This window comes from Treponema sp. UBA7567 (assembly GCF_002476655.1).
Lineage (GTDB): Bacteria > Spirochaetota > Spirochaetia > Treponematales > Treponemataceae > Treponema_D.
This window is the reverse complement of the sequence record NZ_DLLH01000027.1, coordinates 124489-151322: the sequence shown is the minus strand read 5'-3', so window position 1 is coordinate 151322 and position 26834 is coordinate 124489. Positions and strand designations below refer to the sequence as shown.

At 39.0% G+C, this 26834-nt stretch carries 21 protein-coding genes; 15 read left to right on the top strand and 6 right to left on the bottom strand.

Annotation, left to right across the window (positions count from 1 at the left end):
- The first annotated feature begins 62 nt into the window (after positions 1-62).
- A complete protein-coding gene (locus B3Y13_RS03470; RefSeq protein WP_296019624.1) occupies positions 63-1619 on the top strand; it encodes a phenylalanine--tRNA ligase subunit alpha in 1557 nt (518 codons plus the stop codon).
- Between the two features lie 38 nt (positions 1620-1657).
- On the opposite strand, the gene B3Y13_RS03465 is transcribed toward B3Y13_RS03470, so the two are convergent.
- Positions 1658-2584, bottom strand: a complete 927-nt coding sequence (locus B3Y13_RS03465; RefSeq protein WP_296666618.1) for an alpha-hydroxy-acid oxidizing protein — start codon at positions 2582-2584, stop codon at positions 1658-1660.
- A gap of 316 nt (positions 2585-2900) precedes the next feature.
- On the opposite strand from B3Y13_RS03465, the gene B3Y13_RS03460 reads away from it, so the two are divergent.
- From B3Y13_RS03460 to B3Y13_RS03445, 4 genes are all read left to right on the top strand, one after another.
- A complete protein-coding gene (locus tag B3Y13_RS03460) occupies positions 2901-6257 on the top strand; it encodes a DNA translocase FtsK (protein ID WP_296692750.1) in 3357 nt (1118 codons plus the stop codon).
- Between the two features lie 202 nt (positions 6258-6459).
- Positions 6460-8631 (top strand): hypothetical protein, encoded by a 2172-nt coding sequence (locus B3Y13_RS03455; RefSeq protein WP_296692748.1) that lies wholly within the window; start codon positions 6460-6462, stop codon positions 8629-8631.
- 190 nt (positions 8632-8821) lie between these two features.
- Positions 8822-10006 carry a hypothetical protein gene (locus B3Y13_RS03450; protein WP_296692745.1) on the top strand — a complete coding sequence of 395 codons (1185 nt, stop codon included), beginning with the start codon at positions 8822-8824 and terminating at the stop codon, positions 10004-10006.
- Between the two features lie 412 nt (positions 10007-10418).
- Positions 10419-10781, top strand: a complete 363-nt coding sequence (locus B3Y13_RS03445) for a hypothetical protein (protein WP_296019482.1) — start codon at positions 10419-10421, stop codon at positions 10779-10781.
- A 168-nt stretch (positions 10782-10949) separates the two neighbouring features.
- Here B3Y13_RS03445 and B3Y13_RS03440 read toward each other — a convergent pair whose 3' ends face one another.
- Positions 10950-11339 carry an isoamylase early set domain-containing protein gene (locus tag B3Y13_RS03440; RefSeq protein ID WP_296019479.1) on the bottom strand — a complete coding sequence of 130 codons (390 nt, stop codon included), beginning with the start codon at positions 11337-11339 and terminating at the stop codon, positions 10950-10952.
- Positions 11340-11570: 231 nt separating this feature from the next.
- Between B3Y13_RS03440 and metK the strand changes: the two genes are divergently transcribed.
- From metK to B3Y13_RS03410, 6 genes are all read left to right on the top strand, one after another.
- Positions 11571-12782, top strand: coding sequence for a methionine adenosyltransferase (gene metK / locus B3Y13_RS03435; RefSeq protein ID WP_296019478.1), 1212 nt, complete (start codon positions 11571-11573; stop codon positions 12780-12782).
- A 115-nt stretch (positions 12783-12897) separates the two neighbouring features.
- Positions 12898-13587, top strand: coding sequence for a YoaK family protein (locus B3Y13_RS03430; protein ID WP_296692742.1), 690 nt, complete (start codon positions 12898-12900; stop codon positions 13585-13587).
- 30 nt (positions 13588-13617) lie between these two features.
- Positions 13618-14253 (top strand): endonuclease III, encoded by a 636-nt coding sequence (gene nth / locus B3Y13_RS03425; protein ID WP_296019474.1) that lies wholly within the window; start codon positions 13618-13620, stop codon positions 14251-14253.
- An 84-nt stretch (positions 14254-14337) separates the two neighbouring features.
- Positions 14338-15234, top strand: a complete 897-nt coding sequence (locus B3Y13_RS03420) for a mechanosensitive ion channel family protein (protein ID WP_296019473.1) — start codon at positions 14338-14340, stop codon at positions 15232-15234.
- A 12-nt stretch (positions 15235-15246) separates the two neighbouring features.
- Positions 15247-16626 (top strand): MATE family efflux transporter, encoded by a 1380-nt coding sequence (locus B3Y13_RS03415; protein ID WP_296692739.1) that lies wholly within the window; start codon positions 15247-15249, stop codon positions 16624-16626.
- A gap of 275 nt (positions 16627-16901) precedes the next feature.
- Positions 16902-18401 (top strand): NAD(P)H-hydrate dehydratase, encoded by a 1500-nt coding sequence (locus B3Y13_RS03410; RefSeq protein WP_296692737.1) that lies wholly within the window; start codon positions 16902-16904, stop codon positions 18399-18401.
- 29 nt (positions 18402-18430) lie between these two features.
- Here B3Y13_RS03410 and B3Y13_RS03405 read toward each other — a convergent pair whose 3' ends face one another.
- The 4 genes from B3Y13_RS03405 to B3Y13_RS03390 are packed head-to-tail and all read right to left on the bottom strand — an operon-like array spanning position 18431 to position 21450.
- On the bottom strand, positions 18431-19387 hold the full coding sequence (locus B3Y13_RS03405) for an RluA family pseudouridine synthase (protein WP_296668570.1): 957 nt from the start codon (positions 19385-19387) through the stop codon (positions 18431-18433).
- A gap of 24 nt (positions 19388-19411) precedes the next feature.
- Positions 19412-19612 (bottom strand): SlyX family protein, encoded by a 201-nt coding sequence (locus tag B3Y13_RS03400; RefSeq protein WP_273329324.1) that lies wholly within the window; start codon positions 19610-19612, stop codon positions 19412-19414.
- Positions 19613-19629: 17 nt separating this feature from the next.
- The gene (locus B3Y13_RS03395) at positions 19630-20307 is read right to left on the bottom strand and encodes a hypothetical protein (protein WP_296668572.1); all 678 of its coding nucleotides are present in this window, start codon (positions 20305-20307) and stop codon (positions 19630-19632) included.
- Between the two features lie 21 nt (positions 20308-20328).
- Positions 20329-21450, bottom strand: a complete 1122-nt coding sequence (locus B3Y13_RS03390) for a C40 family peptidase (RefSeq protein WP_296692735.1) — start codon at positions 21448-21450, stop codon at positions 20329-20331.
- A gap of 196 nt (positions 21451-21646) precedes the next feature.
- Between B3Y13_RS03390 and B3Y13_RS03385 the strand changes: the two genes are divergently transcribed.
- From B3Y13_RS03385 to B3Y13_RS03370, 4 genes are all read left to right on the top strand, one after another.
- Positions 21647-23368 carry a GGDEF domain-containing protein gene (locus tag B3Y13_RS03385; RefSeq protein WP_296019453.1) on the top strand — a complete coding sequence of 574 codons (1722 nt, stop codon included), beginning with the start codon at positions 21647-21649 and terminating at the stop codon, positions 23366-23368.
- 96 nt (positions 23369-23464) lie between these two features.
- Complete coding sequence (locus tag B3Y13_RS03380) at positions 23465-24229, top strand: protease inhibitor I42 family protein (RefSeq protein WP_296692731.1); 765 nt, start codon at positions 23465-23467, stop codon at positions 24227-24229.
- Between the two features lies 1 nt (position 24230).
- Positions 24231-24938: a tRNA 2-thiocytidine biosynthesis TtcA family protein gene (locus B3Y13_RS03375; protein WP_296019448.1), complete on the top strand. Its 708-nt coding sequence runs from the start codon at positions 24231-24233 to the stop codon at positions 24936-24938.
- A 127-nt stretch (positions 24939-25065) separates the two neighbouring features.
- Complete coding sequence (locus B3Y13_RS03370) at positions 25066-26685, top strand: MBL fold metallo-hydrolase RNA specificity domain-containing protein (protein ID WP_296692728.1); 1620 nt, start codon at positions 25066-25068, stop codon at positions 26683-26685.
- Positions 26686-26834 lie beyond the last annotated feature (149 nt).

Here is a 26834-nt window from a genome sequence, read left to right as displayed (position 1 = left end):
GATTCCAAACGGAAACTGGCTCAAATTTTTTATACCGGCGTTGCTGGAAAATGGAATTAAAAATGGATATTCAGAATATTATTAAAAATCTTCACCCACTCGAAATTAAAGTTCTCTTAAAATATACAGAAAAAGATGAATTGAGTTCAGAAAAACTTCAGAAAGAACTTGGCTACAAAGAAGGTCATGCCAATCAGGCTTTTAGCTGGCTTGGCGGAAAAGAACTTTTAAACGTTGAGCGCCGTATTCCACATACTTTTTACGAAATTACAGATTTGGGGCGCAATTTTGCAGAAAATGGCACTCCAGAAGAAAAAATCATTGCATACGTAAAAGACAATGGAGCAAAAACTCTGCCGGAAATTGCAGCTGGAATTGGTCTTGAACAGAGAGATGTTGGTTCTGCCTTTGGTCCGCTTTCAAAAGATGGCGTTTTAAAAATGAATGCCGAAAAAAAAGCCGAATATACAGGTGCTCAGACTCCTGCAAGAATTACGCTTGCCCGCGAAGTTCTTAAAAAGGCGGCTGGAGCAGAAAACGGCCAGTTGGAAAGCGCTTCTTTGTCCGAAGAAGAAAAAACTGCAATTGCATCTTACGCAAAAAAACGTGGTGCGGCCGACAGTGCTTTTAAAATCATTGAACGCGAAACCGTAATTTATAAATTTACTCCGGCGATTGGCGAAGTTGTTGAGGCTCTCAAAAAAGCAGGAATTACTGGAAACGAAATTGGAGAACTTACTCCAAAAATGCTTGAAACAGGCGATTGGAAAAAAGGCACATTCCGCGGTTATAACATTGCAATTCCGCCGGCACGCATTATTCCTGGACGCACAAACCCTTATGTGCAGTTTCTTGAACATGTAAAAGACAAATTATGTTCTCTTGGTTTTGAAGAATATGACGGTCCGCTTGTAGAAACAGAATTCTGGAATGGCGATGCGCTTTTTATGCCTCAGTTCCACGCTGCCCGCGATATTCACGATGTTTACCGTATAAAAAATCCGACACATGCAAAATCAATAGAAGAGCCTTGGCTTTCAAACGTTGCCGAAACTCACAAAAACGGCGGAAATACAGGAAGCCGTGGCTGGAATTATGATTTTGACCACGAATTTACACGCCGTTTAGTTTTGCGTTCGCAGGGAACCGTTCTTTCGGCTCATCAGTTGCACAAAGCAAAAGTTCCGGGAAAATATTTTGGTATTGCCCGCTGTTTCCGCTATGACAAGGTTGATGCAACTCATCTTTCTGACTTTTACCAGACAGAAGGAATTATTGCCGGAAATGATGTGAATTTGCGCACTTTGCTCGGTATGCTTGAAATGTTTGCAAAAGAAGTTGCCGGCGCAACAGAAGTTAAATATGTTCCGGGATACTTTCCGTTTACAGAACCGTCAGTAGAAGTTCATATCAAGCACCCTGTTTTGGGCTGGTTTGAACTTGGCGGAGCAGGAATTTTTAGACCAGAAGTAACAAAAGCTCAGGGACTTGACTGTCCAGTTCTTGCCTGGGGAATGGGAATTGACCGTATGGCTCTCATGGCGCTGGGATTGAACGATTTGCGAGAACTTTTCAGCGAAGATATAGAAGAAGTTCGTTTAAGAAAAGCAAAATTCTAGGTAAATTGAGAAGACTGCCCGGCTCGGACAGTCTTTTTTTATTTTGCGTACTGCAAAAGGCTGAATTCGAGGGCTTTTTGGCAAATTCCGGTTTCGCCGTTTTTGCAATAAGCGGTTACAAAGGGGCGTCCTATTAAAATTTTATCAGCACCGAAAGCCATGGCTGTTGCTACGTCGAGGGCTGTGCGGATTCCGCCGTCTACCCAGATTTTTTTTGTGTAATTTTTTAGTTCTTCGCCGTGATTTTGCAAAAACTCGGCAGTTGAGCCGATTTTGGTTTGAATGCGTCCGCCATGGTTTGAAATGTAAGCGGCATCTGGTTTGACATGTTTAACGATTTCTATTCCGTCTTTGTCAAAAATGCCTTTTAAAACGAAAGGAATGTCTTTTGAGTGCAAGAATTTTTTTATTTCCTGTAGCTGCAAAGCAGATTTTTTTTCGAGCGGAACAAGATTTTGCATTGTTGCAATGTTGTAAGAATCTATGTCGATTCCGATTGATTTTGCAAACGGCAGAACCATTTCGATATGTTCAAAAATTTTTTTGTTTTGAAAAGGTTTTATAAAGAAATTTGCCTTTGCATTTTTGTCGGTCTTTTGAATTTTTTTTATGGCCTGCAGGCCGAATTTGATTTTGTCGTCTGGAAATCCATCTCCTGCGCAAAGTTCAATGCCGCTTTTATGGATTGCTGAAAAAATCGAGCTGTAATATTCTTCTTCGCTGGAAAAACCGATGTTTTCGACTGCTCCAGTGATTGGCGCAAAGGCAATTTGAGGAATTCGTTCGTTTACTGGGCGTTCAATAAAATTTATAAAGACGAGAGGATTTTCTTTGCGGAGAACTTCCCATCCGTCGCAGTTGAGACGAAAATTTATGTTCCGGTTTACGCCGCCCATGCCTGGAAGCTGGTCGATGCAGCCTGTTCCGTTGCAAATTGTGCAAAAGTGGCACTTAAATTTGTTCATTTTAGAAGAATTATAAGATAAATGAACAAATTGTAATATAGATTATAGAAGGTTTTGTAAAAACTGGACAAAAAGGCGCGAAAAGTGAATGAGCTTTTTGCGGAAGTTTTACCCCGGATTGTAACGGCGCTAGTTGCGCAGCAATGGAGCGAAAGCGGAACCGTGAAAAGCCGGACGCGGTCGGAAAAATTTGGTCTGAATTTTTAAAATTGGAAATTTTCCAGCTTTTTTAGGTTCAAAATCATTCTAAACTTCGGTTTTTTTTGGCCGATAAATAAAAAGTAACTTTAACTGAAAATTCTCGTGGAGTTTTTTGATGAATAAAAATTTGAAAATTTCGGCGGTTGCCGGATTTATTCTTTATGCCATTGCCGCTTTTTTCTGTATTTCGCTTTTATTTGTGCTTTTGGATTTTTGCGGACTCGAGACGGCGCGTTTTTCTGCTTTGTGGCGTTTTGGAAAACTTTTTACAGGAGTTTACGGAATTTGTTCAGTTTTAATTCCTCTGTTTTTGCTGGTTGCCGCTTTTGAATGTTTTATGCGTTCTTGGCACGTGCGAAACGGCGTTGTGCTTGCAGGTTCGGTGATTCCGTTTTTTACTCTTGATGCGGTTGAACATATTTGCCGGATGCTTATTGCGGAAAATTCGGGCGACGTGCTTGTAATGAAACTTTTGGTTGCGCTTGTGACTGGAGCGATTATTGTCGTTGTCGAATATCTGGTTCTTTCGATGATTGGCGATGTTATTGAAAACGCTGGAAAAAAAGAGAAAGAAATTGATTTTGACGAGAATTCTGATGAATTTGGCGAAATTGAAGAATTTGCTCAAAAAGACGAAAATTCTGGTTTGGCGGCTGAAAATTTTGACGCAGAAAAGGCCATTTTTGGCGAAAAATCGGGCGAAGTTCAAAAAAATGCGGAAAACAAAGAAATTGAGCCGAAAAATAACGAACAAAATGTAGAAATTGAAAGTTTTGGGGACGAGCCGGAAAAAGAAAAAAATGTTGGCCTTGAAATTCCAAAAAATTTGGAAAGCGGAGAAAAAAATGAGCTTGAAGCCGGCGAAAAATCAGAAATTGAAGAAAATCCTTTTGAACATATTTTTGATGAGCAGGATGAAAATGAGGCTCAAAAACTAAAAGAAGATTCCGAAAAGAATGAAGAAAATTCTTTTGAACTTATCGAAGAAGAAATTCCTGTAAGCGATGAAGATTTTGATTTGCCGGATTTGACTGATGATTTTATGAACGACTCTGACGAAACCGAAATTTCGGATTCTTTGGATGCGGATTTTTTGGAAAATTCTGACGGCGAAATTTTGAAAACTCCGGAAATTGGAGCTACTAACGAAGAAAATTACGGCGAATTGGAAAATCAGCCTTTTGAAGATTTTGATTATTCTTCGGAACAAAAAAATGAAGAAGAAGTGGAAGGCGAAATTCTTTCGGATGAAAACGAAACTGAAATTTTAGATGATGTAAAAGATTACTTTGATGCTGATGATGCTGAGATTTTTGATGGCGATGAAGATTTTGCGGAAGACAAAGCTGAACCGGAAGATGGATTAGAGCTGGAAAACGAATTTGAAGTTCAGGACGGAATTGAGCCGGAAACAGAAACTGAATTTGCGGAAGGCGAAACTGAAAATCTGCCGGTAATGCCAAAAATTCCGGAAACAGAAGAAAGCTTTGAGAACGAAAGTGCCGGTTTTGCGGAAAATGAGCCTGAAAATGAAGGTGAAAGTTCTGAGGACGATACTGGTTTTGAAGACGATTTTGACAAAGACGATGATGACGGTTTTGGCAACGATAATTTGGATTGCGAAAACGGAGACGACGACCTTTCAAGCTTTGTTGAGCAGAGAAACAACAGTTTTGCCTCGATTTTTGCAAAAATGGACAGTGACGCTAAAAAAAATCCAATGATTGCGCAGAAAACTTCTGATTTTGAAACTCAGCCTGAGCAAAAAAATGAAGAATTATCGCAAAATGCGGAAAAAGCGGACGATGACGATTTTGACAGCACGTTTTCGGATTTTGAATTTAATCCGACGGCAAAGCCTGTTGTAGACAGTAACGGTGTGCCGTTTGAAAAAAAGAATTCAATTCTCCGCGAAGAACAAGCTTCTCCTGCAAAAAATTCTTCTGCCTTGTCGGCCCGGACTTCTGCTCTGGCAGTTGCAAAAACTCAGCCAGAAGATGCAGTTGAAAGCGAAAATGTTCAGCCAGAAAAACCGCAGCCAAAGCTCAGAATTGCAGATTATAAAATTCCAGTTGAAGGAATTTTGCAAAAATATGATAACGGCGAATATTGGATTGTAGATGACGAGACAAAGAAAAAAGCTACCGACTTGGCTCAGACTCTTGCTGAATTCAATATTGAAGTGAAGGTTACAGGAATCCGAAAAGGACCTGTTGTAACGATGTTTGAAATTCTTCCGGCTCCTGGCGTAAATGTAAACAAAATCCGCTCCTTGCAGGACAATATTGCGCTTAGGCTTGCTGCAACTTCTGTCCGCATAGTTTCGCCAATTCCGGGAAAATCGGCAGTTGGAATCGAAATTCCGAACAAAAATCGCGCAGTTGTAAGTTTCCGTGAAATTATGGAACAGAAAAATCCGGCTTTTGAGAAGATGGCGATTCCTGTAATTTTGGGAAAAGATATTTCCGGCGAGCCTCGTTTAATCGATCTTGCAAAAACTCCGCATCTTCTGATTGCGGGTTCAACCGGTTCTGGAAAATCGGTTTGTGTAAATTCGCTTATTCTTTCGATTTTGTACAAACGCAATCCTAATCAGGTAAAATTGATTTTGATTGACCCGAAAGTCGTAGAATTAAAACTTTACAACGATATTCCGCATCTTTTAACTCCTGTAATTACCGAGCCAAAAAAGGCATTGCAGTCGCTTCAGTATTGTCTTTGCGAAATGGAACGCCGATATGCGCTTTTGGATAACATGGGAGTGCGCGATATTTCAAATTTTAACCGACGCATAGAAGAACGGCATCTCATGCAGGAAAAACTGCCATATATCGTAGTAATTATTGATGAATTTGCAGATTTGATGGCAACAACAGGCCGCGAACTTGAATCAATAGTTGCACGGCTTACGGCAATGTCGCGTGCAGTTGGAATTCATCTTGTTCTGGCAACTCAGCGACCGTCAGTAAACGTAATCACCGGTCTTATAAAAGCAAATATTCCAAGCCGAATTGCATTTATGGTTGCAAGCCGTACGGATTCAAACATCATTATTGACCAGATTGGAGCCGAAAAACTTTTGGGAAAAGGCGATATGCTTTATGCCAGCGCAACAGATCCATTCCCAGTGCGAATTCAGGGAACTTTAGTTAGCGATGACGAAGTTGAAAAAGTCGTGGATTATGTAAAACAGTATGGAGAGCCAGATTATATTGACGATGAAATTTTTGTTGAAGATGACGAAGAAGAGAATGACGGAAATTTGGGACTCTTTGGCGAAGGCGATGATCCTCTTTACGACAAGGCGCTAGAAATTGTTGTGCAGTCAGGAAAAGCAAGTGCCTCATATCTTCAGCGCAGACTCAAAATCGGTTATAACCGTGCAGCCCGCCTCGTAGAAGAAATGGAAGAACGAGGAATCGTAGGCCCTCAAAACGGCTCAAAACCGCGCGAAGTAATCTATGTTCCATAAAATTTGGAGCATCGTGCAAAGAAAATTCTTGTTCATTGAAAAATCATTAACACTATGTTATTGTTCTTTTTAGAAATCGCAGTATTAAAAAATCTGCTTTTCTGAGGAGGAATGATAAAAATTACATTCCTGTGATTTTTATCATTACAGTTTGCTCAATCGGGGCTCACCGTTAACGCGGAGTTTTCTAAGGAGAAAGAGAATGATAAGAGTTTTTAAACAAAATCTCGGAAAGGGCTTATTAGTAAGTCTTATGGTTATGCTGTTGACTTGTACAGCATTTGTTTCTTGTAAAAATGATGATGGCGAGGGGGGGGGGAGCTCTAATTCAGTTACTGTAAAAGATACCAGCACTGTTACAAATGAAGATGGCTCTGTAACTACAACAGAAGTCATGTCTGACGGCTCTACAGTAACAACAACAGTCAAAAAAGATGAAAATGGAAAAGTAACCGAGACTGTAAAAGTTACAGAAACCGCTGACGGAAAAGTTACAACAGAAACGACCGATGCAAGCGGCAAAACTACAACTACAACAAGCACAAAAGATTATTCAAAGTATATCGAAGAAGGAATTACTGCTGTTGAAAATGCAAATTTTGACTTGGCAATTACAAAATTCAATCAGGCTTATAAATTAGAAGCCAACGATGAGACGCGCGTTTATTCGGCTCTTGCAAGCCTTGCCTCAATAAGCACAAAACAAACCACTGCAGATTTCGTTAAAAAACACCTCGGTATTACAAACTATCCTGCGACAATGAACGCTCTTTTTAGGCCAGACTGGCTTGACGCGACAGAGTATATTAAGTATGAGGATAAGGATTGGATTTTTGGATATGAAGATTTTACGAAATCTACTGATAACTATGCCACTTATTACAAAGTTAATATAACTCCTGCTGCTGAATATTCTTCAAATACTGTTTCTTACCATAGCATCTATAAAAAAGCAACAATAGAAGGCAAGACTTTTTATCCAAGTCTCGGAGATCTTGCATATTATGAAAAAGATACAAAAGGCTCTTCATCATATTCTCAATATTATACTTACACGCTTGACGAGAACGGCGAATATTATGTGTATATTGGGAATCTTTCAGACGAAAGCCTTGCTTCTTATCAGTCATATAGCAGCAGTAGTTGGGATGGAGTTGACTACACATATTATAAAAAGGCTATGTTCCCGACACTTTCTGTTCCGGAATGGTTCAAGAATTCAAAGTTTAGCAACTACTTTGGCGAGCTTCTTCTTGCAAATATCTTGAATGGAAACACAAAAGGCTTAAATGATGCTCTTGATGATTTGTACAATGTTTTGTTCAGCTCAGAATATGAAGATGCCTGCAAAAAAATCGATGCAGTTACAGGAAGTGTTAAAATTCCTAGCCGCGTAATCGAGGATTTTGGTCTTACAGAAATTGTCGGAGACACAAGCGTAAAACTTGGAAAGGCAGAGCTTGCCCTTATAAAGACCTCATTCAATATTCTGAAGTCGACAGTTGAGTACGCGCAGTCATACAATTTGAACAGCGACCTTTCATTCCTTAAATTCGACTGGGCAGACAAAGACGCTGCAATGAAAGTCTTTGAAAAATATTTGCAATATGACGCTAGCATAGACCCGCTTGCAAACGGATTTATGAGCCAGAGAAGCACTGAAAAAATGGCGGCCTCAAAAGAGCACTTTGCGTCTGCTGTAAGCGACTTGATTGCAGCCTATGACGACATTCTTGCAAATGCGGCAGACTACGGCTATCCGACAGCTTTGACCGATGTTCTTAACGAATACAAAGTTTTGCGTGAAGGCGCCGTTCAGTTGCAAGCCGCAATTACAGATGGCGGAAAATTCTATATTCCGGAAACTGACGGCCTGCCGGCTTCTTGGCCTGCAAGCGGCTCATTGTATATCGACATTGGAAAACTTTTTGATGCAAGCAACTTTGCGCTGAAGAATTTTATTGGAAATACCGACGGAATGGCTGATGTTTGTCTTCTTGAAGAAAAATATGATCCAGAAACATATGATGAATATTTTAAAGCAACTAATAAACTAAAAAATGATTCTGGTGAAACTATTTTATCGATGGAATCTTCGGTACTCAATTCTGAAACTATGAAATATATTCTAAAGCATGGCGATGAAATTTCTAACAGTCACAGTCTTGGTTTGAGAATTTATATGACACCTCTTCAGAATGTACTTGGTGGATTTGATTTTGGAGAACTTTCTCCAGCCATTTGTATAGGCTCTTCTTCACAAAGTTACTATTTTGCTCAGGAGCTTGGTGTTCTTTCTGGTCTTTATGTCTACAACTTCTACCATGACGGCGAGATTGCGGACGATATAAAGTCTCTTATAGCTGATAAGTAAGATTTTTTGCTGAAAACAAAATGTTTTAGTGTCTAAAAAATCTTTTTCAGTCTAATTTTAGCCGCATTGTCTTTATGAACTTCGCTTCACAAAGTCTTGCGGCTTTTTTGTGTTTATGAAGTTAAAAAAAACGTTTATTTGTTCAATTTTAATTTTTTTTTCATCGCTTTTGTCGTCGCAAAATTTTGAATTGAATTCATTTGCCGGAGATTTGTTTTTTCCGGTTTTTGGAGCAACGGCGGAAGGCTCTTTAAAAACAGAATCAAATTATTTTTCTAAATTAAGTGCTTCTGGAGGTTTTCTTGGCGCAAAACCAGATTTGTCAAAATTTGAGGGGAAGTTTTATTCAGGTTATGCAGAAATAAAAATCGGCTTAAAAAAACTGGATTTTTCTGCAGGTGCGTTTGGAGTAAATATTCCAGGCAAAACTAAAATTTTAAATGGAAAACCGCGTTTTATTTTGGAAAACGGAGATTTTGCTGGATTTTACACTTCTGTAAATTATTGCTTTTCTAAAAGCATAAAACTTTCTTCCGAATTATTTGCCGGAAAAGGCGGATTTGATTGGGGCGATCTGTATTACTTTTTTGGACATCCGGAAAATATAAGATTTTTTTTCGAAAAAACAGAATTTTCGCTTCCTTATGGATTTGATTTTTCGTTTTTTGGAGGAAAAATTAAAGCAAAAATTCAGGCAGATAACACGGAAATAAAAGAAAAGTTGGGAACAGGCAGTGGAAATTTTATTGGATTAAAAGCAGAAAAGGATATTTTGGGGTCAGAAACAAAAATTGATTTTAGGCATTTTCTTTCAATAAAACTATTTTATTGTTATGCAGAGATATTTGGTTCGGTTCTTGCGACAAGTGAAACACAAGACTATTTCTTTTTTCCTTACGAAAGGATTTATGGGCATTTGAACGATAAATTTTATGTTGCTGGACTTGGATTTTCTTATGAATATAAGCGTTCGTCCTTAAAAGTTCGGCTTGATACAGATTATTTTCATTGTTTTGCTAATAAGCCGGATGCAAATTATTCATATAAATATAAGAAAAATATTTTTTTTGACGGTTCTGTAGCTTCAAAAGACTTTGATTTTGCAGATTTTACAAATTGTGGATTCTTTGCCGGAAAACTAAGCGTGTCATATAACGCAAAAACAATTTTAAAATTAAAGCGCGTTGAGCCAGAATTAAGACTTTCAAGACTATTTGTTCTTCCTCTTTTGACAGATACTGCAAAAAATGGACTAAAAACAAAATTAAGTAGTTCCGCAAATTCAAGCTTAGGTTTGTCGTCATCAAAAAATTTACAAAAAATAAAAACTATTTTGCTGAGCGGTACGATTTTATCGTTAAAAATTAAATATTAGGCTCAATTTCGAGTTTTAAATTTTAGTGTCATTATCGGGCTTGACCCGATAATCCATTGGAAAGATTGCTAATCGAGTTAGCTATGCAAACATCGCGGTGTCAAGCACAGCAATGACAGCCTTGTTGGCATAGGAATAACTGTTTAGCAGCTATTTTTATTAAAACTCGAAATTTGACCTATTAAATTAGGAGCGCACCGCACAGTCTAGCCGGCTTTTCAGGGTTCCGCTAACGCTTCATCCGCCAAGGCGGACGCTCGCGCCCTTCCAATCCGGGCTGCAAGCCCGGACGTGCGCGGGAGCGCACACGAAAAATAAACGGGTTTTGCGCAAGTAAAAGCATATTTTTCTTTAATAAAATGACAGGATTTTTTTTCTAGTTTATAATGTTTTGCGGTTGGGAGGTCGTTTTATGACTGGATATGACAAAATTGCTATTTTGCTTGCGGAACTGGGGAATGGAGCGCGCGAGGCTGTTCTTGAAAAGCTTAATTTTTCTCCTGAACAACTTAAAAAAATCAATGCTGCTACTAAAAAACTTCGCAGTTATGACGGAAAAATTTACAATCCTAAAGATAAAACTCAGGTAAACAGAGAAATTGCTGTTCTTGAGGAACTTAAAAGTTTTGGGGAGCTTCGTGGAATTTATAAGGATGTTCCGCATGGATTTATTAAAACAGCCGCTTCTGAAGAAGAAAAGCTTAGGGAGTCGGTTATGGCAAATCCTGAGGCAATTGCTCAGGCTCTTGGAAAATGGTTAAAATCTGACGATTAAATTAAAGTGGCAGGGATAGGAAGGGGCGCATAGCGCGTGTTTTTGCTTGCAAAAATACCGGAGGCGAGAGCCGTAGCCCTGGATAGCCCGGTTTTTGCGAATGCAAAAAGCCACCCAAAATAAAAAAACGGTCAAAATGCAATGTGTGCTTTGACCGTTTTTTTTTGTTTATTTTTTTGCAGTAGATTTTTTAGTTGTTTTTTTTGCCGCTGGCTTTTTTGCCGTAGTTTTTAAATTTGCTTCTGAAGGAATACAAATTACAACTGAATTGTCTGTGTTTGAAAAAGGCGCTGGAATATATTTGTCGGCTTTCCAGTCATTTTCCCAGCGTTTGCCGTCCATAAGATAGCGGTACTGGTATTCTTTTCCGGCATCGAGCTCGAGTGTTACAGAGAAAGAACCGTCTTTTGATTTTTTTAGGTGAGTTTCTGTTGAACTCCAGCTGTTAAAATCTCCAGCAAGAGATACAGTTGCTGCATCCTGGGCGGCCTCTTTTTCAACAATGAAAGTCACTTTGCATTTTGTTGCGTCTGCTGAATAAACTTTTTTTAATGCCATGACATTCTCCTTTAAAAAGTATATTTACCCTAAAACTTTATGTTTTGCGGGGCATTTTAAAAATTATTTGCTATAAATTCATTCAGAAGTATACAACTTATTGTCCGACTTGCCAATAAATTATATATTAAAAAGCGAACAGATAAAAAAATTCCGCCGATTTAACCTAAATTGCAGAGCGGAGACCGGTTTATTTGAACCGGCAAATCTTGCTAAAATGGAGGCTCGGCTATGAGCAGTCTTTCTAACAAAAATCATTATTTATTTACATCTGAGTCGGTTGGCGAAGGCCATCCGGATAAACTTTGCGATCAGGTTTCTGATGCTGTTTTGGATTATTGCCTTTCGCTTGATCCTGATGTCCACGTTGCCTGCGAATCTTTTTCTACAACGGACTTTTTGCTTGTTGGCGGCGAAATTGGTTTTCAGAATTACAAGGTGAATCCTAAAGAATTTAATGCAAATATCGAAAAAATCGCACGTCAGGTTGCTGTTGACATTGGCTATACTTCGCCAGAAGTTGGTCTTGACGGCAGAAACTGTCTTTTTATGAACCGTCTTCATGCTCAGTCTGCGGACATAAATCAAGGCGTTGTCGGTAAAGGACTTGACGAATACGAAGGTCAACAGGGAGCTGGTGATCAGGGAATGATGTTTGGATTTGCTTGCAACGAAACTCCATCGTTAATGCCTGCTCCGATTTATTATTCGCATCAGATTCTTTTAAAGGCAAATGAGCTTCGCCATAACGGAACAATTGGCTGGCTTAGGCCGGATGCAAAATCTCAGGTTACTGTTGAATATGATGAAAACAACAAGCCTGTTCGCATTGACACGGTTGTTGTTTCTCATCAGCACGATCCTGACGTTGATTATGCGACAATAAAAGAAACTATTATCAATCAGATTGTAAAACCTGTTCTCGAACCAACTGGACTTTTGGACGAGAATACAAAATTCTTTATAAATCCGACTGGAAAATTTGTAATTGGCGGCCCGGATGGAGATTCTGGTTTGACTGGCCGAAAAATCATTGTCGATACTTACGGCGGAATGGGCCGTCATGGCGGCGGAGCTTTTTCTGGAAAAGATCCTTCTAAAGTTGACCGTTCGGCTGCTTATATGGCACGCTACATTGCAAAAAATGTTGTTGCCGCGGGACTTGCCGAAAGAGTGGAAGTTGAACTTGCTTATGCAATTGGAGTTCCGTTCCCTGTTTCGATTCTTGTGGAAACTTTTGGAACTGAAAAAGCTGAGCGTTCAAAAATTGCTGCTGCCGTAGAGAAAATTTTTGACTGCACACCGGCTGGAATTATCAAAACTTTGAATTTAAAACAGCCGATTTACAGAAAAACGGCGTCTTATGGACATTTTGGACGCGAAGGTTTCCCTTGGGAAAAAACTGACAAAGTTGAAGAACTTAAAAAAGAGGTGTTGCGTTAGCGCTGGGAGTGGCGGAGTTGCGGGGCGGTTGAGTTTTGCGAAACTGCTCCGCAATGAGCGTAGCGAACCACGGACATAGCGACCCGGCAGAATGTCGGGGAACGCCAATAAAAAAATGAAGTCAAAAGCTGTTGAAATTGATTCGAGAATTACGCCGCAGGCAAAACGGGATGCGCATATTCATTATATTGTTGCTTTTTGCGGCGGTTTTTTGACGGTTTTTCCGCTGGAGAACATTGTAAAGAGTTTTGGTTCTTCTCAGACGACGCATTTAATAGAAATGGTGCGTCTTTTAATTGGAAAAGACTGGTTTGAGTTTGGACTTAGGTTTGTCGGTGTTTTAATTTTTGCTCTGCCGATTTTTTTTGTTACTTTTGCCAAAGAACACACAAAAATTAACGTAAAATATGCGGCTCTTTTGGTTGATGTGGCGATGGGCTTTTTAATGTGGCTTTTGCCGGCAGACTTGCCAAAGGTTGTTTATCTTTATCCTACTTTTTTTGCAATGTCGCTTCAGTGGAGCAGTTTTTCGGGAAGTTACGGCTATGCGGCTTCGACAAATTTTTGCACGAATAATTTTAAGCAGACAATCAGTGCCTTGACGGAATATTTTTGTAACGGAAAAAGTGAATTTAAATTGAAGGCGCAGTTTTATGGCGCGGTTCTTGCCGGCTATTATCTTGGAATTTTTGCCGGATTTAAGCTTTTTGAAAAACTTGGAAATTTTTGTTTTACGCTGGTTACGATTCCTTGTGCGATAATTGCGGTTTTGCTCGCGACTTTTCCAAAGGATTCAGCAAAATAGTTTTTTTTGTGATTTTGCAAGGTTGGAAAAATGATTCTTTCAAAGCAGCAGATTGTTGAAATTATGGAACGTTTTAAGGTTCAAAATCCGAATCCAAAGAGCGAACTTGATTTTAAGAATCCGTTTACTTTGCTTGTTTCTGTAGTTTTGAGCGCTCAGGCAACCGACAAATCCGTAAATTTTTATACAAAACCGCTTTATGAAGCTGCCGACACACCTCAAAAAATTGTTGCCCTTGGTCAGGAAAAATTGATTGAGTTTATAAAACCAATCGGTTTATGGAAAAATAAATCTAAAAATATAATTGCACTTTCTAAAAAGCTGATTGAAGATTTTGGCGGAATTGTTCCAAATTCCAGAGAGAAACTTATGTCTTTGCCGGGAGTTGGAAGAAAAACTGCGAATGTTGTCTTGAATGTGGTTTTTGGTCAGAATACAATGCCGGTCGACACGCATCTTTTGCGGATTTGTCCGAAAATTGGGCTGGCAGAAGGCTCAACTCCGGAGCAGGTTGAAAATTCGCTCTTAAAAAATATTCCTGCCGAATATTTGCAGCATGCGCACCATTGGCTTTTGCTTCACGGCCGCTATGTTTGCACAGCCCGGAATCCAAAGTGCAATGAATGTTTGATAAGAGATTTGTGTCTTAACGGCAGAAGTCTTTAAGACAATTGATTTTTGAATTGATAAAATGATGAATTGCAAGTTTTGGAAAAAATTTAGTATTTTTTTATTGGAGGCATAATAAAAATGGAAGAAAGCGTAATTGCGGAAGCGGCAAACGGTGCGATTGCACTTGCAAATGGAACGGCAAATGAAGTAAAGTCGCTGTTTCATCTCGATGAACTGTCAGCTTATTTTACTTGGGCAAATCTTGCAAAAGTGATTACAAGCGTTGTGGCAATTCTTATTTTCTGGGTGTTTTATCGCATAATCAGGCATTTTGTAAAAAAAACGGCTTCAAAAACTTTGCAGAAAAAAACTGTTTCGCTTATTGTAAAGGCAGTCAGTTATTGTTTTTACGTTTTAATCGTAATGTATGTTCTCGGACTCTTTGGAATTAAACTGAGCGCAATTTGGGGCGCTGCAGGAATTGCTGGAGTTGCCATTGGTTTTGCAGCGCAAACTTCCGTAAGCAATTTGATTTCCGGTCTTTTTGTTGTTACCGACAAGGCAATGAAAATCGGCGATTTTATAGAAGTTGACGGGATTTCTGGAACGATTGATTCAATAGGAATAATTTCGATAAAAATTCATACTGGCGACAACCAGCTTGTGCGAATTCCAAATGCAACAATAATAAATACAAAATTAAAAAATTATTCGGCTTTTCCGTACAGACGCTACATTTTTGAAACCAGTGTTGATTATGGCAGCGATTTTGACAAGGTTATGGAAGTTGCAAAAACTGTTCCTGCACGATGTCCGACTGTTGTTCTTGATAAACCGGAATACTCTCCAAAAGTGCTTTGGACAACTCATGGAGACAGCGGAGTGAATTTGAACATTATTGTTTGGAGCAAAATAGAAGATTTTTTGCAGACAAAAAGCGATATTTCAGTAAATACTTTAAAAGCTTTTAACGAGGCTCAAATCAATATTCCGTTTAACCGTATGGACGTTGCGATTTTGAACGAAAAAAAATAAGAAGTGAATTGAATGCAAGCTCAGGCAAAACCAGTAAATCAGCTGTTCAGTAAAAATTTTCTCAATCGCTTAATCTGGCCTTTGGTTGCAGAGCAATTTCTGGCAATGACAATCGGTGCTTGCGATACGGTTATGGTTTCTTCTGTCGGAGAAGCTGGCGTTAGCGGAGTAAGTTTGATTGATCAGCTTGGGCAGCTTGTAATTCAACTTTTTGCTGCATTCGCTACTGGCGGAGCGGTGGTTGCAAGTCAATATCTCGGTCATAAAGAACAAAAAAAGGCTCAGGCTTCTGCAAAACAACTTCTAAATTTGTGCGTGATTGCCGGAGTGTTTTTTATAGCAATATGTCTGCCTTTGCGCCGGATTATTTTGAACGGAATTTTTGGCGCGCTTGAACCGCAGATTATGGACAATGCGCTAACTTACTTTGTCTGGATTTTGTTTAGTTTTCCGTTGCTTGGAATTTATAACAGTTGCGCTGCGTTGTGCCGGGCAATGGGAAATAGCAAAATAAGTTTAAAAGTCAGCCTTATAATGAATTTGGCAAATATTGCTGGAAACGCGATTTTGATTTACGGAGCAAAAATTGGAGTTGCCGGAGCAGGAATTTCAACTCTCGTAAGCCGAGGCATTGCCGCCGTTGTAATGCTTTGCATTTTAAGCCAAAAAAAATGGCCGCTTTTTTTAGAAAAAATCTGGAAACCGAAGTTTGATTTTTCACTCATGGGGCGAATTTTAAAAATTGCAGTTCCGAGTGGAATTGAAAATTCTGTTTTTCATATCGGAAAAACCCTTGTCTATTCGTTTATGTCCAGTTTTGGAATTACGGCAATTGCTGCAAATGCAATTTCAAACACAGTCGCGAGTTTTTCAAATATTCCGGGAAATGCAATAGGTCTTGCAAGTGTAACGATTGTCGGTCAGTGCATTGGCGCCGGCGAAAAAGAACAGGCAAAATCTTATGGCCGAAAGATGATGCTTTTGTCTTACGGCGGAATGTTTGTTACGGCAATTGTGGTTTTTGGACTTGCGCCGTTTGTTACAAAAGTTTTCAATTTGACGCCGCAAGCTCAACGTTTGGCCGTGCTTGTAATCCGCGCCTGTATGGTTGCAAATATAATTTTCTGGCCAATGAGTTTTACAATGCCAAATATTCTTCGTGGAGCAGGCGATGCAAAGTATACGATGATAATTTCAAATATAAGCATGTGGCTTTTCCGCGTTCTTGGCAGTTTTTTGATTTCAAAATGGATTTTGCACATTTATCCGGGAAACACACATCTTGCGCTTTTTGGCATTTGGATTGGAATGTTTTTGGACTGGATTTTCCGCGGAATTATGTTCTACGCGCGCTTTTGTGGCAAAAAATGGCTTGAAAAAAAAGTAATTTAGCCTGGATTTTAAAAATTGGAAAAAACAGTCAGTTATGCGTCATTTTCGTGCTGCGACACGGAAACCTAAAATTTCAATTGATTATCGGATCAAGCTGGATAAATTTTTGGAGCGCAATTAGCGAAAAAGAAAATTTGTCAGTTAGAACCGTCCAGTTGCCGCAAAAACCGGCTTTCCAGGGTTCCGCTAACGCTCTATCCGCAAAAGCGGACGCTCGCGCGCACACGTAAAATTAGTTTTTCACATTTTTTGTTTTTTCGTGCTATAATTTTTTTATGCAAAAAATGTTTTATGATACGCGCGCTTTGGATTGTGTCTGCCGACAAAAATATGCTCTTTCCGAAGAAATTATGATGGAAAATGCGGCTGTTGCCATTAAAAACGAAATTTGCTCTATTTCGCTAACTAGAAAAATTCAGAAAGTTTTAATTTTGTGCGGAAGCGGCAATAACGGTGCCGATGGCTATGCGCTGGCCAGACTGATTTCTGGTTTTTTTAAAACTTATGTTTTTGAGTGCAGCAAGCCTTCATCGTCACTTTGTGTTTTGCAGGCTGAACGCGCAAGGTTGTGCGGAGTTTCGGTTTTGGAACCGGACAGTTTTTTTTCAGAAAATTTGAATTCGGCTGTTGTTGTAGACTGCATTTTTGGGAGCGGTTTTAAAGGCGGATTTACAGATCAAACCGGCGAAAAACTCATAAAGCTTCTTGCTTTTGTAAATTCTTCAGAATGTTTAAAAATTGCCTGCGATGTTCCGACAGGACTTCATGCCGACGGAACTTTGGCGCAATCTGTTTTTAAGGCTGATATTACTCTTACAATGGGCGCGCAAAAATTCTGTCTTTACAGCGACATGGCAAAAAATTTTACAGGAAAAATAAAGGTTTGCGAACTTGGCATTTCGAGAGAACTTTTTGAAAAATCTGCTGAAAATTTGGAAGAAAGTCAAAAAAATCTTTTCCTTCTTGAACAAAAAGATATGATTTTGCCGTATCGGACAGACAATCTTGTAAATAAAGGAAGCTTTGGAAACGCTTATATTGCTTGCGGCGAAAAATCCGGAGCGAGCATTATTGCAGCAAATGCCTGCCTAAAATTTGGAGCAGGTCTTGTAACTCTTATTCGTCCAGAGGAGAATTTTTCAAAAACTCCAATTCCAGGTCTTTCGATGGAATTTCTTGTAGCAAATAATTTTGGTCCACGGCTTAGCGCGCTTTGCGTTGGAATGGGACTTGGCTATGACGAAAAAATCACTGAATTTTATGCAAAATTTCTTTTAGATTCGCCAGATGTGCGCTGTGTGCTCGATGCGGATATTCTATATTCTCCGTTGATTCTTGAAATTTTGGAGAGGCGCCCAAAAGGCTGTGTTTTGACTCCTCATCCAAAAGAATTTTCCGAACTTCTGAGGCTTTGCGGTTTTGGAAATTACAGTGTTGATGAATGTATTTTTCGGCGTTCTGAACTTGTCGAAAAGTTTTGCCGGCGCTTTCCTGAATCCGTTTTGGTTGCAAAAGGCTCAAATTCTGCAATTGGTGTGTTTTCTGCAAAAGAAGATTTTAATCTTTTTATTGATAGTTTTGGTTCTCCAGCGCTTGCAAAAGGTGGAAGCGGAGATGCGCTTGCAGGAATGATTTGCGCGCTTTTGGCTCAAAATTACGAAGCAAAAGACGCCGCAATTACAGCCTGCCTTGCCCACTCTCTCGCTGCCTGCAAAATAAAAAATAATTTTGCTCTTACACCTACAGATTTAATCCAAAATATTGGAGAATTATAGAGAAATTGAACGCAAAAACGTCCAGTTTTTTATTTTCTTTCTTTTTTTCCTGCTTCAATGAAATTCATATGGGCGCGATCTTTTTTGCTCAGGCGTTTTTGACCTAAATCCACTGAAATTTCGTGTCTTCCGTGGAAGCGTTCGCCTTTTTTATCGAAAGAATTTTTTAAGGATTCAATCCAGAGCGGAGTTTTTGGATTTGGATCGCCTCTTTTTACGTATTCGAGCCAGGCCTCTGGTTCAGGAACTTCAAATTTCATTTTTTCACCCGTAAAAGGATGGATAAATTCCAAAGTTCTGGCGTGAAGGCAAAGTCTGCCAAAATGGTCGGTTCTTGCCCTGTAGTTTTCATCGCCTGCAAGAGGATAGCCTTTTGACGCAAGATGAGCGCGAATCTGATTCTTTTTTCCTGTATCGAGCGAAAGCTCAAAAAGCGTATGTGTTGGACCTGACTGCAAAATTTTATAGTTTGTGCGTGCCGGAACAGTTTTAAAACAGCGGTTTTCGCCATAAGAGTCGGAATTATTTTTTGAGTTTTCGGATTCTCTTGGAACGAAGCCAACGTTGTGGGCGTTAAATGCAAGTTCATCATCGATTAAACCGCAATTCGGCAAAATAAGTTTTTTGCTGCGCGGATTTTCTGCAACTGCGCGGTAAAGCCGTTCTGTTATTATTTGATGCCAGGAGTCCATAATTTTTTTCTGCGCATTTTCGGTAAGAGCAAAGAGCATTACGCCGGAAGTGTCGCGGTCAAGGCGGTGGACAGCAAATGGTCTGTGTGAACTGCTGAAAGTTCCGTTTTTGTGCATGATTTCTTCGAGAATGCTTTGCGCCGTTCTGACCCGGCTTCCAGGATACGGAACGCTGAGCAGCCCAGAAGGCTTGTTGATTACGCAGATTGTTTCGTCTGAATAAAGAATTTCAATTTTTTCGTGGCCAAAATCTTTTTTTGTTTTTGTATTTTTGTTTGTGCTTAAATTTGCCATAATCCTGTCCTTCGATTAAAAAATCTAGTAATGAGGCGGTTTTCTGTTTGGAATTTCAATGTTTTCCGACAAATCCATAATTCTGCTTGAAAGAATTTTGTTTTCTTCGCGCAGAATTTCAATCAATTTTTGCTGCTCTACGACTTCGTTCTGAAGTTTGTTGATAAAATCGTCCATAAAAGCAATTTTTGTTTCGAGAGCAATAAAGCGGTTTTCTGTATCCATAGCTTTATTTTAACGGATTACCACGAAACTGACCACGATTTTTGTTCGTTGAGTGTTAAAAGTTCGCCAAGTTGGATTTTTTGAGAGAGAATTTTTCTTGAGCCGGGACTTTTTAATTCAATTTGAAGATTTTGAGAAACGATTTGTTTTGCCAAGTCCGGACCGTAGACAAAAGAGAGAAGATTTTCGTATTCTTCAACATTCATTTTTTCGTCGGTTAGACACGGAATCATCAAAAGATCAAAATAGCCCTGAGTTTCTTCGTCCAGTTTTTCGTAAATTGACTTGAATTGTTCCGGTCCCAAAGAAAAAGTGAGCGACGACTGAGTTTTTGAAAGAATTTTTGATGAAGCAAGAAGAGATTTAGAAAGATTTTCGATTTTTCCAGAGCCGCTTGTTTTTCCGTCTTTTTCGACATTTGCAGAAACATTTTTTGCGCCAGCGGAAATCAGAAAATTTTCAAGTTCTTGTTTTGAGAATAGGGTTGAATTTGCATTTTCGTTTAAATCAGAATTTTCTTGAGCCAAATCCAGAAACTCCTTAAAAGCTGCGTTTGCCGACAGCGAAAAATTCGCCGAAAAAGCGATTGTTGCGGAGTCAGAATTTTCTGCTTTGACAGAAATTGAAGGCGAGCACGAAACTAAAAAAAGAGAAAAACTTATAAGGGCAAAAATTTTGGTTTTAAAAAATTTCATAAATTCCTCAAAAACTTTTCTTTATTTAATCAATTTGCGCAACGGAATGGTTACACGCACGCCAGAAGAAAAAACAAGTCCGGTTGCAAAACTTTTGAGAGCGTTTAATGCGCTTCCATCGGTGTCATTAAAAACTGTGTAGTGAATATCTTGCTCAAAACTTATGTCGGTTTTTCCAGCTTTAAAAGAAGGTGAATTAAAACTGATTCCCAAAATTCCTGGAAAAACAGAAGCTTTTATTCTTTCGTCGTTGTTTCCTGGAAGATACGGAGTTCCGATTGTAAAGACAGGACCTGCGAAAATTCGCATATAGTCGGTCATTGTAAGGCTAAAAAGCAACGGCAATTGAACTACGCCAGTTCCGCTGTCCCAACGCACAGTTGTTCCGATTCCAGGTTTTAGATTTTTTCCTTCGTAAGTTGCATGCACAGTTCCAGCAATTCCGCGGAAAGTAAGCATAAAATTATCAGGAGTAAAAAAGTTCCAGTCAAGACAGAACATTCCGTCCAAAACGATTTTGTCCGTAAAATTTCCATTTTGCCGGCTTGTCTGGCTGGAATTGTTGTTTTTTCCAGAAAAATTGGCTTTAGAAACGGATTCGAAGTTTTTATTGGAAGCAGTATTATTTTCGGCTAAAATTTTTGAAGGCGGCAAAAATCGGCCGGTTTTGTAATATTTGCCTTTCCAATAATTTTCTTTGAGGGAACTTAAAATTACGCCAGTGTTAGGGCCGTCAGAAGCCGCATTTAAAAACTGACCGTTTCCAATGTAAATCCCAACATGGCTCGGATTTTCAGAAGCTGTTGTTTTAAAAAAAACTAAATCTCCTGGTTCGCGCTCAGATTCGTCAATTATTTTACAAAACGAATAAATACTTTTTACGGTTCTTGGCAGTTGATAACCGATAGATTCTCTTGCAACTGTATAAATCAATCCTGAACAATCAAAAGAATTTGGGCCGATTGCGCCATTTACATAAGGGCGGCCAATATATTTTTTCCCGTAATCAACAAAAGTTTGTCGGTTTGCCGCGGCATTTTCCGTGTTTGCAGCCATTGTCTGCGCGCATAGCCGCGGAGTAAACAAAATAAAAGCACCAAGCCAAAACCATACAATTAGTTGATTTCTGTCATTTCTTGTCATAGTTCAATTATCGTAAAAAAACAGAGCCATAACAAGCAAGATGAACGATTTTTTATTTGAGGCGCAATTTTCTTTCAAGATTAGGCTGGCCTTGCACTGATTTTTTTTGCAAGTTATAAAAAAATTATTTGCTTTATAAGAAAACTGTGCTAAACTAAGAAATAAGGCGCATTTTTTTGCGGGGGGGGGGGCGGTCTTGGATGTTCAAAACGCAAGACGTATAAGTGACATCTCATTTTCCATAGACAAAGATTTAAGTATAAAAGCAGGAAACCGCACTTTTTCTGTTTTCCTTCGTAAAACAGAAGTTTCAGGCATAAATCTTTCCGAATTCCTTTCAGAAAATGACGCAGAAAATTTTAAACATTTTCTTTCAAATTTTAATCCGGAAGTTTCAAATGAATCTGCCAGTTTTGTTGCAAAACTTAGGGCAAGGCTTTATTTAATAACTTGTATTTTTACAGTTATAAAGACAGGCGACAATCTTTTTGAGGTAAGCATTGAAGAGCTTTCATATTCGCGGCAGATTTTGGATAAAGCGCTTTTGGAAAGCAGGGAATATTCAACTCTTCTTCAAAATTTCGATGCATATTATTTTATTTACGAATGTGAAAAGTTCACCGTAAAAAACACAAAAGACCTTAATACTATATTTGTCGGAAATTGCGATGAATTTAAAGAATTTTTCGAGAATTTTTTTCATATTAACAAAATGTACACACAAGAAAGCAAGCAGCTTATTGCCATGCTTGCAAATATTCGCAACTTAGAAACTGGCAAATACTACAATTTTTTGCAGACAGACAAAAAAATGCTTACGGTTCATACACTTCGGGCAAGCACGCGCAAAAAGACAATTGTCGTTGGCTACGTAAATTTTGGACAGAAAATTGCACCTGCAGAAAATGCTTATGTTGAAAGTCACGACGGTTTAACTGGACTTTACAACAAAAAGGCAATAACCGAAATTGCAATCAAAAAAATCAACGGACAGAAAGTTCCGTGTTCAATGATTATAATTGATGTTGACCATTTTAAGGGATGCAACGACACATTTGGTCATAATTTTGGTGACAGGGTTCTTACTACTGTTGCCAATTGTATAAAAGACGCAATCGGTACAAAAGGAATTGCTGGAAGAATTGGCGGCGATGAATTTTTAGTTTTGCTTGATTTAACTGAAGAAGACGATATTCGCAATATAACGCGAAATATTCGCGCAGGAATTCAGTGGAATATTACTTCAATTGAACCCGGCAGCACCGTAACCTGTTCAATGGGAGTCGCAAGATTTCCGTTAAACACAAAAGATTATGATTCGCTTTTTAATCTTGCCGACAAATGCCTTTACATTGCCAAAAACAAAGGACGCAACTGTTATATAATCTATAAACCTGAGCTTCATGACTATGTTTTTATTCAGAACAGACAGAATGAAAACAAAATTGCAAGCGGACAGCTTTACAACGAAGCTGCAGACGATGTATTTGAAATTTTAAAAGCAATTCATGAAAAAAAGAGCAAAAACGAACTGCAGCAAATTCTTCAAAAATTGGTCGATTATCTCGGCATAAGCACGATTATGGTTTATGATTCAACACACAAACTTTATTGCAGCGCAGGCCGCACAGAAAAGAATTTTAGAGAAAAAGCTTTAAAGCAAGAAAACTATTTTTCGTTTTTTAATAAATTTGATTATTTACATTTAGACAATACGAACGTTTTGGATTCAGTTTCGCAGGAAAAATATGTTTTTTATCAAGAAAACTGCATATCATCAACTTTGGAAGTATTATGCAACAAAAAAACGCTAATCTGCTTTGACGTCTTTAAACCGGCAAAAACCTTTCCAAAAGAAAGAATCATTTTTATGCTGGTTGTCGCGCGGCTTTTAGTAAGTTCTTTTAACATTGACTAGCCTTATAATAAAATAATTGTAATAGATGTTGCTCTACGTAAGATTTTTTGTTTATTTTATATAGCTGATACAAAATAAATTTAATGAGGTAACAAAATGAAAAAAACACCAGCGTTATTCAGTTTGATTTTTGCAGGAGTTGCAGTCTTTGCGGCAAGTTCATGCGCTTCGACAAAGAACAGTTTGGACGCAGGCAATTCAAAAGAACTAAAAATAGTTCTTGAGGGAAACGAAACAACCGGATATTCCTGGGAAAACACTCTTACAAATGAAGAGATTGTAAGCATAAAAGAAAAAGTAACATATCTTGGAAAAGATGGAATTACAGGCGCGCCTTCGAAATTTGAATATTCGGTGAAGGCCTTAAAAGACGGAACTACGGATTTAACTTTTGTTTACAAACGTCCTTTTGAAGCAGACAAAGCGCTTGATACAATAGTTTATAAAATCGAAGTAAAGAATGGAGAAATTTTGGCTCAGGGTACAATAGAAGGAAAATGGAGAATAAATTCTTTTTATAAAAACGATGAAGCACAGGCAATTTGCGATGTTGTGCTAAACCTAAAAAAAGAAAAGGATGACTTTTTTGTTTCTGGAGAAGCTGGAGTAAATATTTTTAATGGAAATATAAAGCTTTCAGAAAATATTGGAAACGGCGAAGGCGGTTTTGCCATGACCAGAATGATGGGACCAGCAGATGCAATGTCTTTTGAACACGAATACATCCAGCTTTTTAACGGAGAATTTTATGTAATTCCGGCAGTTAAAAATGGAACAGAAATTCTTACAATTGCAAATTTAAAAAACGGCTTGTCGGCAGAATATCGCCTTGTAAAAGAACCATTGGTAGAAAGACAGTAAAATGCCGCAGCCTTTTTTATACAATCTGATTGACAAGGCAGTTTTTGACTATAAACTGATTGAAAAAGGCGACAAAATTCTTGTGGGCGCATCTGGAGGGAAAGACTCCACTGCGCTCATAGAATATTTTGCAAACCGTCAAAAAAGAAAAAATTCCGATTTTGAATTTTTGGCATTGAATATTCAGACAGATTTTGGCGGCGGACTTCCTCCTGACATTCAGACACTTTTTAAAGACTGGAATGTCCCTGTAGAATCCATTTTTGTAGATGTAACAGGACGCTTGAGCGACGGATATAAAATGAGCTGTTACTGGTGTTCAAACTTGCGCCGAAAAGAACTTATTAACTTCGCGGTAAAAAACGGATTCAACAAAATTGCGCTTGGACATCATCTTGACGACATTTTAGAAACTCTGCTGATGAATGCCTTGAATAAAGGCGAGCTCAGCACAATGACGCCTTCCCTAAAACTCGAAAAATATCCTGTAAAAATTATCCGCCCGCTTTGCTACGCTGGCGTTCAGACAATTGTTGAACATTCTAAAAAAGGCGGCTATTTTGGATGGACATGCACTTGCACGTATCAGGATAACAGCACAAGAAAAGATGCCCGCCGCCGGCTTGAACTTTTGACTGGCGGAGACAGAAAAAAGAAAGAAAGACTTTTTAAAGCGCTAAAGAACATAAGACCAGAATATTTGCCATAAAAGAAATCTGTCATAAAAAAATCTTGAGAATTTGTTTTTTCGGATTTAAAATTGAACAAGAGGAATCTTAAAAATTTAAAAAAGATTAAATGCTGTCAATTTTGGCGATTTTTTCTTGGGAGGTTTTATGTCAGTTGTTTGTTATTCTCTTGGTGCGGCTCAAGAAGTGACTGGTTCAAAACATATTTTTGAAATTGATGGCCGGGCTTTTATGGTTGATTGCGGGGCTTTTCAGGGAAAACGCGCTGTTGCCGATGCAAAAAACAGGAATTTTGAAATTCCAGTCGATAAAATCGAAACTGTAATTTTAACGCATGCTCATTACGACCACTGCGGTCTTTTGCCAATGCTCGCAAAAAAAGGCTATGACGGCAATATTTACGCAACTCCTGCAACACGCGACCTTGCCGACCTCGTAATGATGGATTCAGCAAGAATTCAGGCGCGAGATGCCGAATATCTCCGCAAACAGGCCCAAAAAAAAGGCGAAAAATTTACATGGCAGCCACTTTTTAATGAAAAAGACTGCATTAAGGCGGAGAATCAGATTGTAACGCTCGGATATAACCGCCAGATGTACATTGCGCCAGACGTAGAACTCGAATTTTTTGACGCAGGGCACATTTTGGGTTCGGCATTTGCGTTTATAACGATAAAAGGACAGCGCGGCGCGTCAAAAAAATTTGATTCAATAAACAAAATAAATATCTGGAACAAACTTTTTGGCTGGAAAAATTCGATTTTGGAAAAACGGGCAGAAAGTGAAGAAGCCGATAGACGTAAAACTTCTGACAGACGAAAAGCCACCGCAGAAGAGCAGGCCCAGTATTCGGGAATTGAACGCCGTTCTGGCTATGACCGCCGCGAAGGAAAAGACGAGCTGCGGATTCTCTATACAGGCGATTTAGGACGTTCTTCAAAACCGATTATCCGCGACCCAAGTGTAAAAATTCCGGCGCCAGATTACATTTTTTTGGAAAGCACTTACGGTAACCGCAAACACGAAGGCACAGAAATCGCTATGGAAGAACTGCGGAAAGTGGTTCGCCGGGCAATCGACCGCAAAGGAAAAATCATAATTCCGTCATTTGCAATTGAGCGCACTCAAGAAATTGTTTATTACCTCCATATGCTTGTAGACCAGCGAAAAATTCCTTCAATTCCAATTTACGTAGATTCGCCAATGGCAGTAAACGCAACAAGTATTTTTCAGGTTCATCCGGAATGTTACAGCCACGAAGTTGAAGAAGCTTTTCTTGACAGGCACAAAAATCCATTTGGCTTTGACCAGCTAAGTTTTGTTACGAGCGTTGACGAATCAAAGGCATTGAACCAAAAATCCGGGCCTATGATTATAATTTCGGCAGACGGAATGTGCGAAGCCGGACGCGTTGTGCATCATCTTGCAAACAACATAAGCGATCCAAAAAACACAATTTTGATAGTCGGTTATATGGCAGAAAACACGCTTGGCCGAAGAATCCGCGACGGAGCAAAAGAAGTAAAAATCATGGACGAATGGTATCAGGTAAATGCGCATGTCGAAACAATCAACGCATTTTCTGCTCATGCCGATTACGAAGAAATTGTAAAATGGCTCAAGCAGGTTGATACAAGCCGCCTTAAAAAAATCTATCTGGTTCACGGCGAAAAAGATGCCCAGGAATATCTGCAAAACTATTTAAAAGAAAACGGATACAAGCACGTTCAGATTGTAAAATACGGCGAAACTTACGAACTGGCGTAATTTGTAAATATTTTGGGCGTTGCGGCTGTTTTTAACAGCCGCCGCTCTGTCCGGGGTTTGCATTGTTCCACTTCGTTCCACAACGCGCCTTTTGCGCGCCCCTCCCGCCGCTAACGCATTTTTTTGTTTTTCTAAAAAATCTCAAATAA

What these genes read in the sequence shown, in the direction of transcription:
- metK (WP_296019478.1), top strand. Translation starts at nt 11,571, where the DNA reads ATGAGCAGTCTTTCTAACAAAAATCATTATTTATTTACATCTGAGTCG.
- B3Y13_RS03420 (WP_296019473.1), top strand. Translation starts at nt 14,338, where the DNA reads ATGGAAGAAAGCGTAATTGCGGAAGCGGCAAACGGTGCGATTGCACTT.
- B3Y13_RS03410 (WP_296692737.1), top strand. Translation starts at nt 16,902, where the DNA reads ATGCAAAAAATGTTTTATGATACGCGCGCTTTGGATTGTGTCTGCCGA.
- B3Y13_RS03405 (WP_296668570.1), bottom strand. Translation starts at nt 19,387, where the DNA reads ATGGCAAATTTAAGCACAAACAAAAATACAAAAACAAAAAAAGATTTT.
- B3Y13_RS03415 (WP_296692739.1), top strand. Translation starts at nt 15,247, where the DNA reads ATGCAAGCTCAGGCAAAACCAGTAAATCAGCTGTTCAGTAAAAATTTT.
- B3Y13_RS03445 (WP_296019482.1), top strand. Translation starts at nt 10,419, where the DNA reads ATGACTGGATATGACAAAATTGCTATTTTGCTTGCGGAACTGGGGAAT.
- B3Y13_RS03380 (WP_296692731.1), top strand. Translation starts at nt 23,465, where the DNA reads ATGAAAAAAACACCAGCGTTATTCAGTTTGATTTTTGCAGGAGTTGCA.
- B3Y13_RS03430 (WP_296692742.1), top strand. Translation starts at nt 12,898, where the DNA reads ATGAAGTCAAAAGCTGTTGAAATTGATTCGAGAATTACGCCGCAGGCA.
- B3Y13_RS03395 (WP_296668572.1), bottom strand. Translation starts at nt 20,307, where the DNA reads ATGAAATTTTTTAAAACCAAAATTTTTGCCCTTATAAGTTTTTCTCTT.
- B3Y13_RS03370 (WP_296692728.1), top strand. Translation starts at nt 25,066, where the DNA reads ATGTCAGTTGTTTGTTATTCTCTTGGTGCGGCTCAAGAAGTGACTGGT.
- B3Y13_RS03460 (WP_296692750.1), top strand. Translation starts at nt 2,901, where the DNA reads ATGAATAAAAATTTGAAAATTTCGGCGGTTGCCGGATTTATTCTTTAT.
- B3Y13_RS03470 (WP_296019624.1), top strand. Translation starts at nt 63, where the DNA reads ATGGATATTCAGAATATTATTAAAAATCTTCACCCACTCGAAATTAAA.
- B3Y13_RS03375 (WP_296019448.1), top strand. Translation starts at nt 24,231, where the DNA reads ATGCCGCAGCCTTTTTTATACAATCTGATTGACAAGGCAGTTTTTGAC.
- B3Y13_RS03465 (WP_296666618.1), bottom strand. Translation starts at nt 2,584, where the DNA reads ATGAACAAATTTAAGTGCCACTTTTGCACAATTTGCAACGGAACAGGC.
- B3Y13_RS03400 (WP_273329324.1), bottom strand. Translation starts at nt 19,612, where the DNA reads ATGGATACAGAAAACCGCTTTATTGCTCTCGAAACAAAAATTGCTTTT.
- B3Y13_RS03455 (WP_296692748.1), top strand. Translation starts at nt 6,460, where the DNA reads ATGATAAGAGTTTTTAAACAAAATCTCGGAAAGGGCTTATTAGTAAGT.
- B3Y13_RS03440 (WP_296019479.1), bottom strand. Translation starts at nt 11,339, where the DNA reads ATGGCATTAAAAAAAGTTTATTCAGCAGACGCAACAAAATGCAAAGTG.
- B3Y13_RS03390 (WP_296692735.1), bottom strand. Translation starts at nt 21,450, where the DNA reads ATGACAAGAAATGACAGAAATCAACTAATTGTATGGTTTTGGCTTGGT.
- nth (WP_296019474.1), top strand. Translation starts at nt 13,618, where the DNA reads ATGATTCTTTCAAAGCAGCAGATTGTTGAAATTATGGAACGTTTTAAG.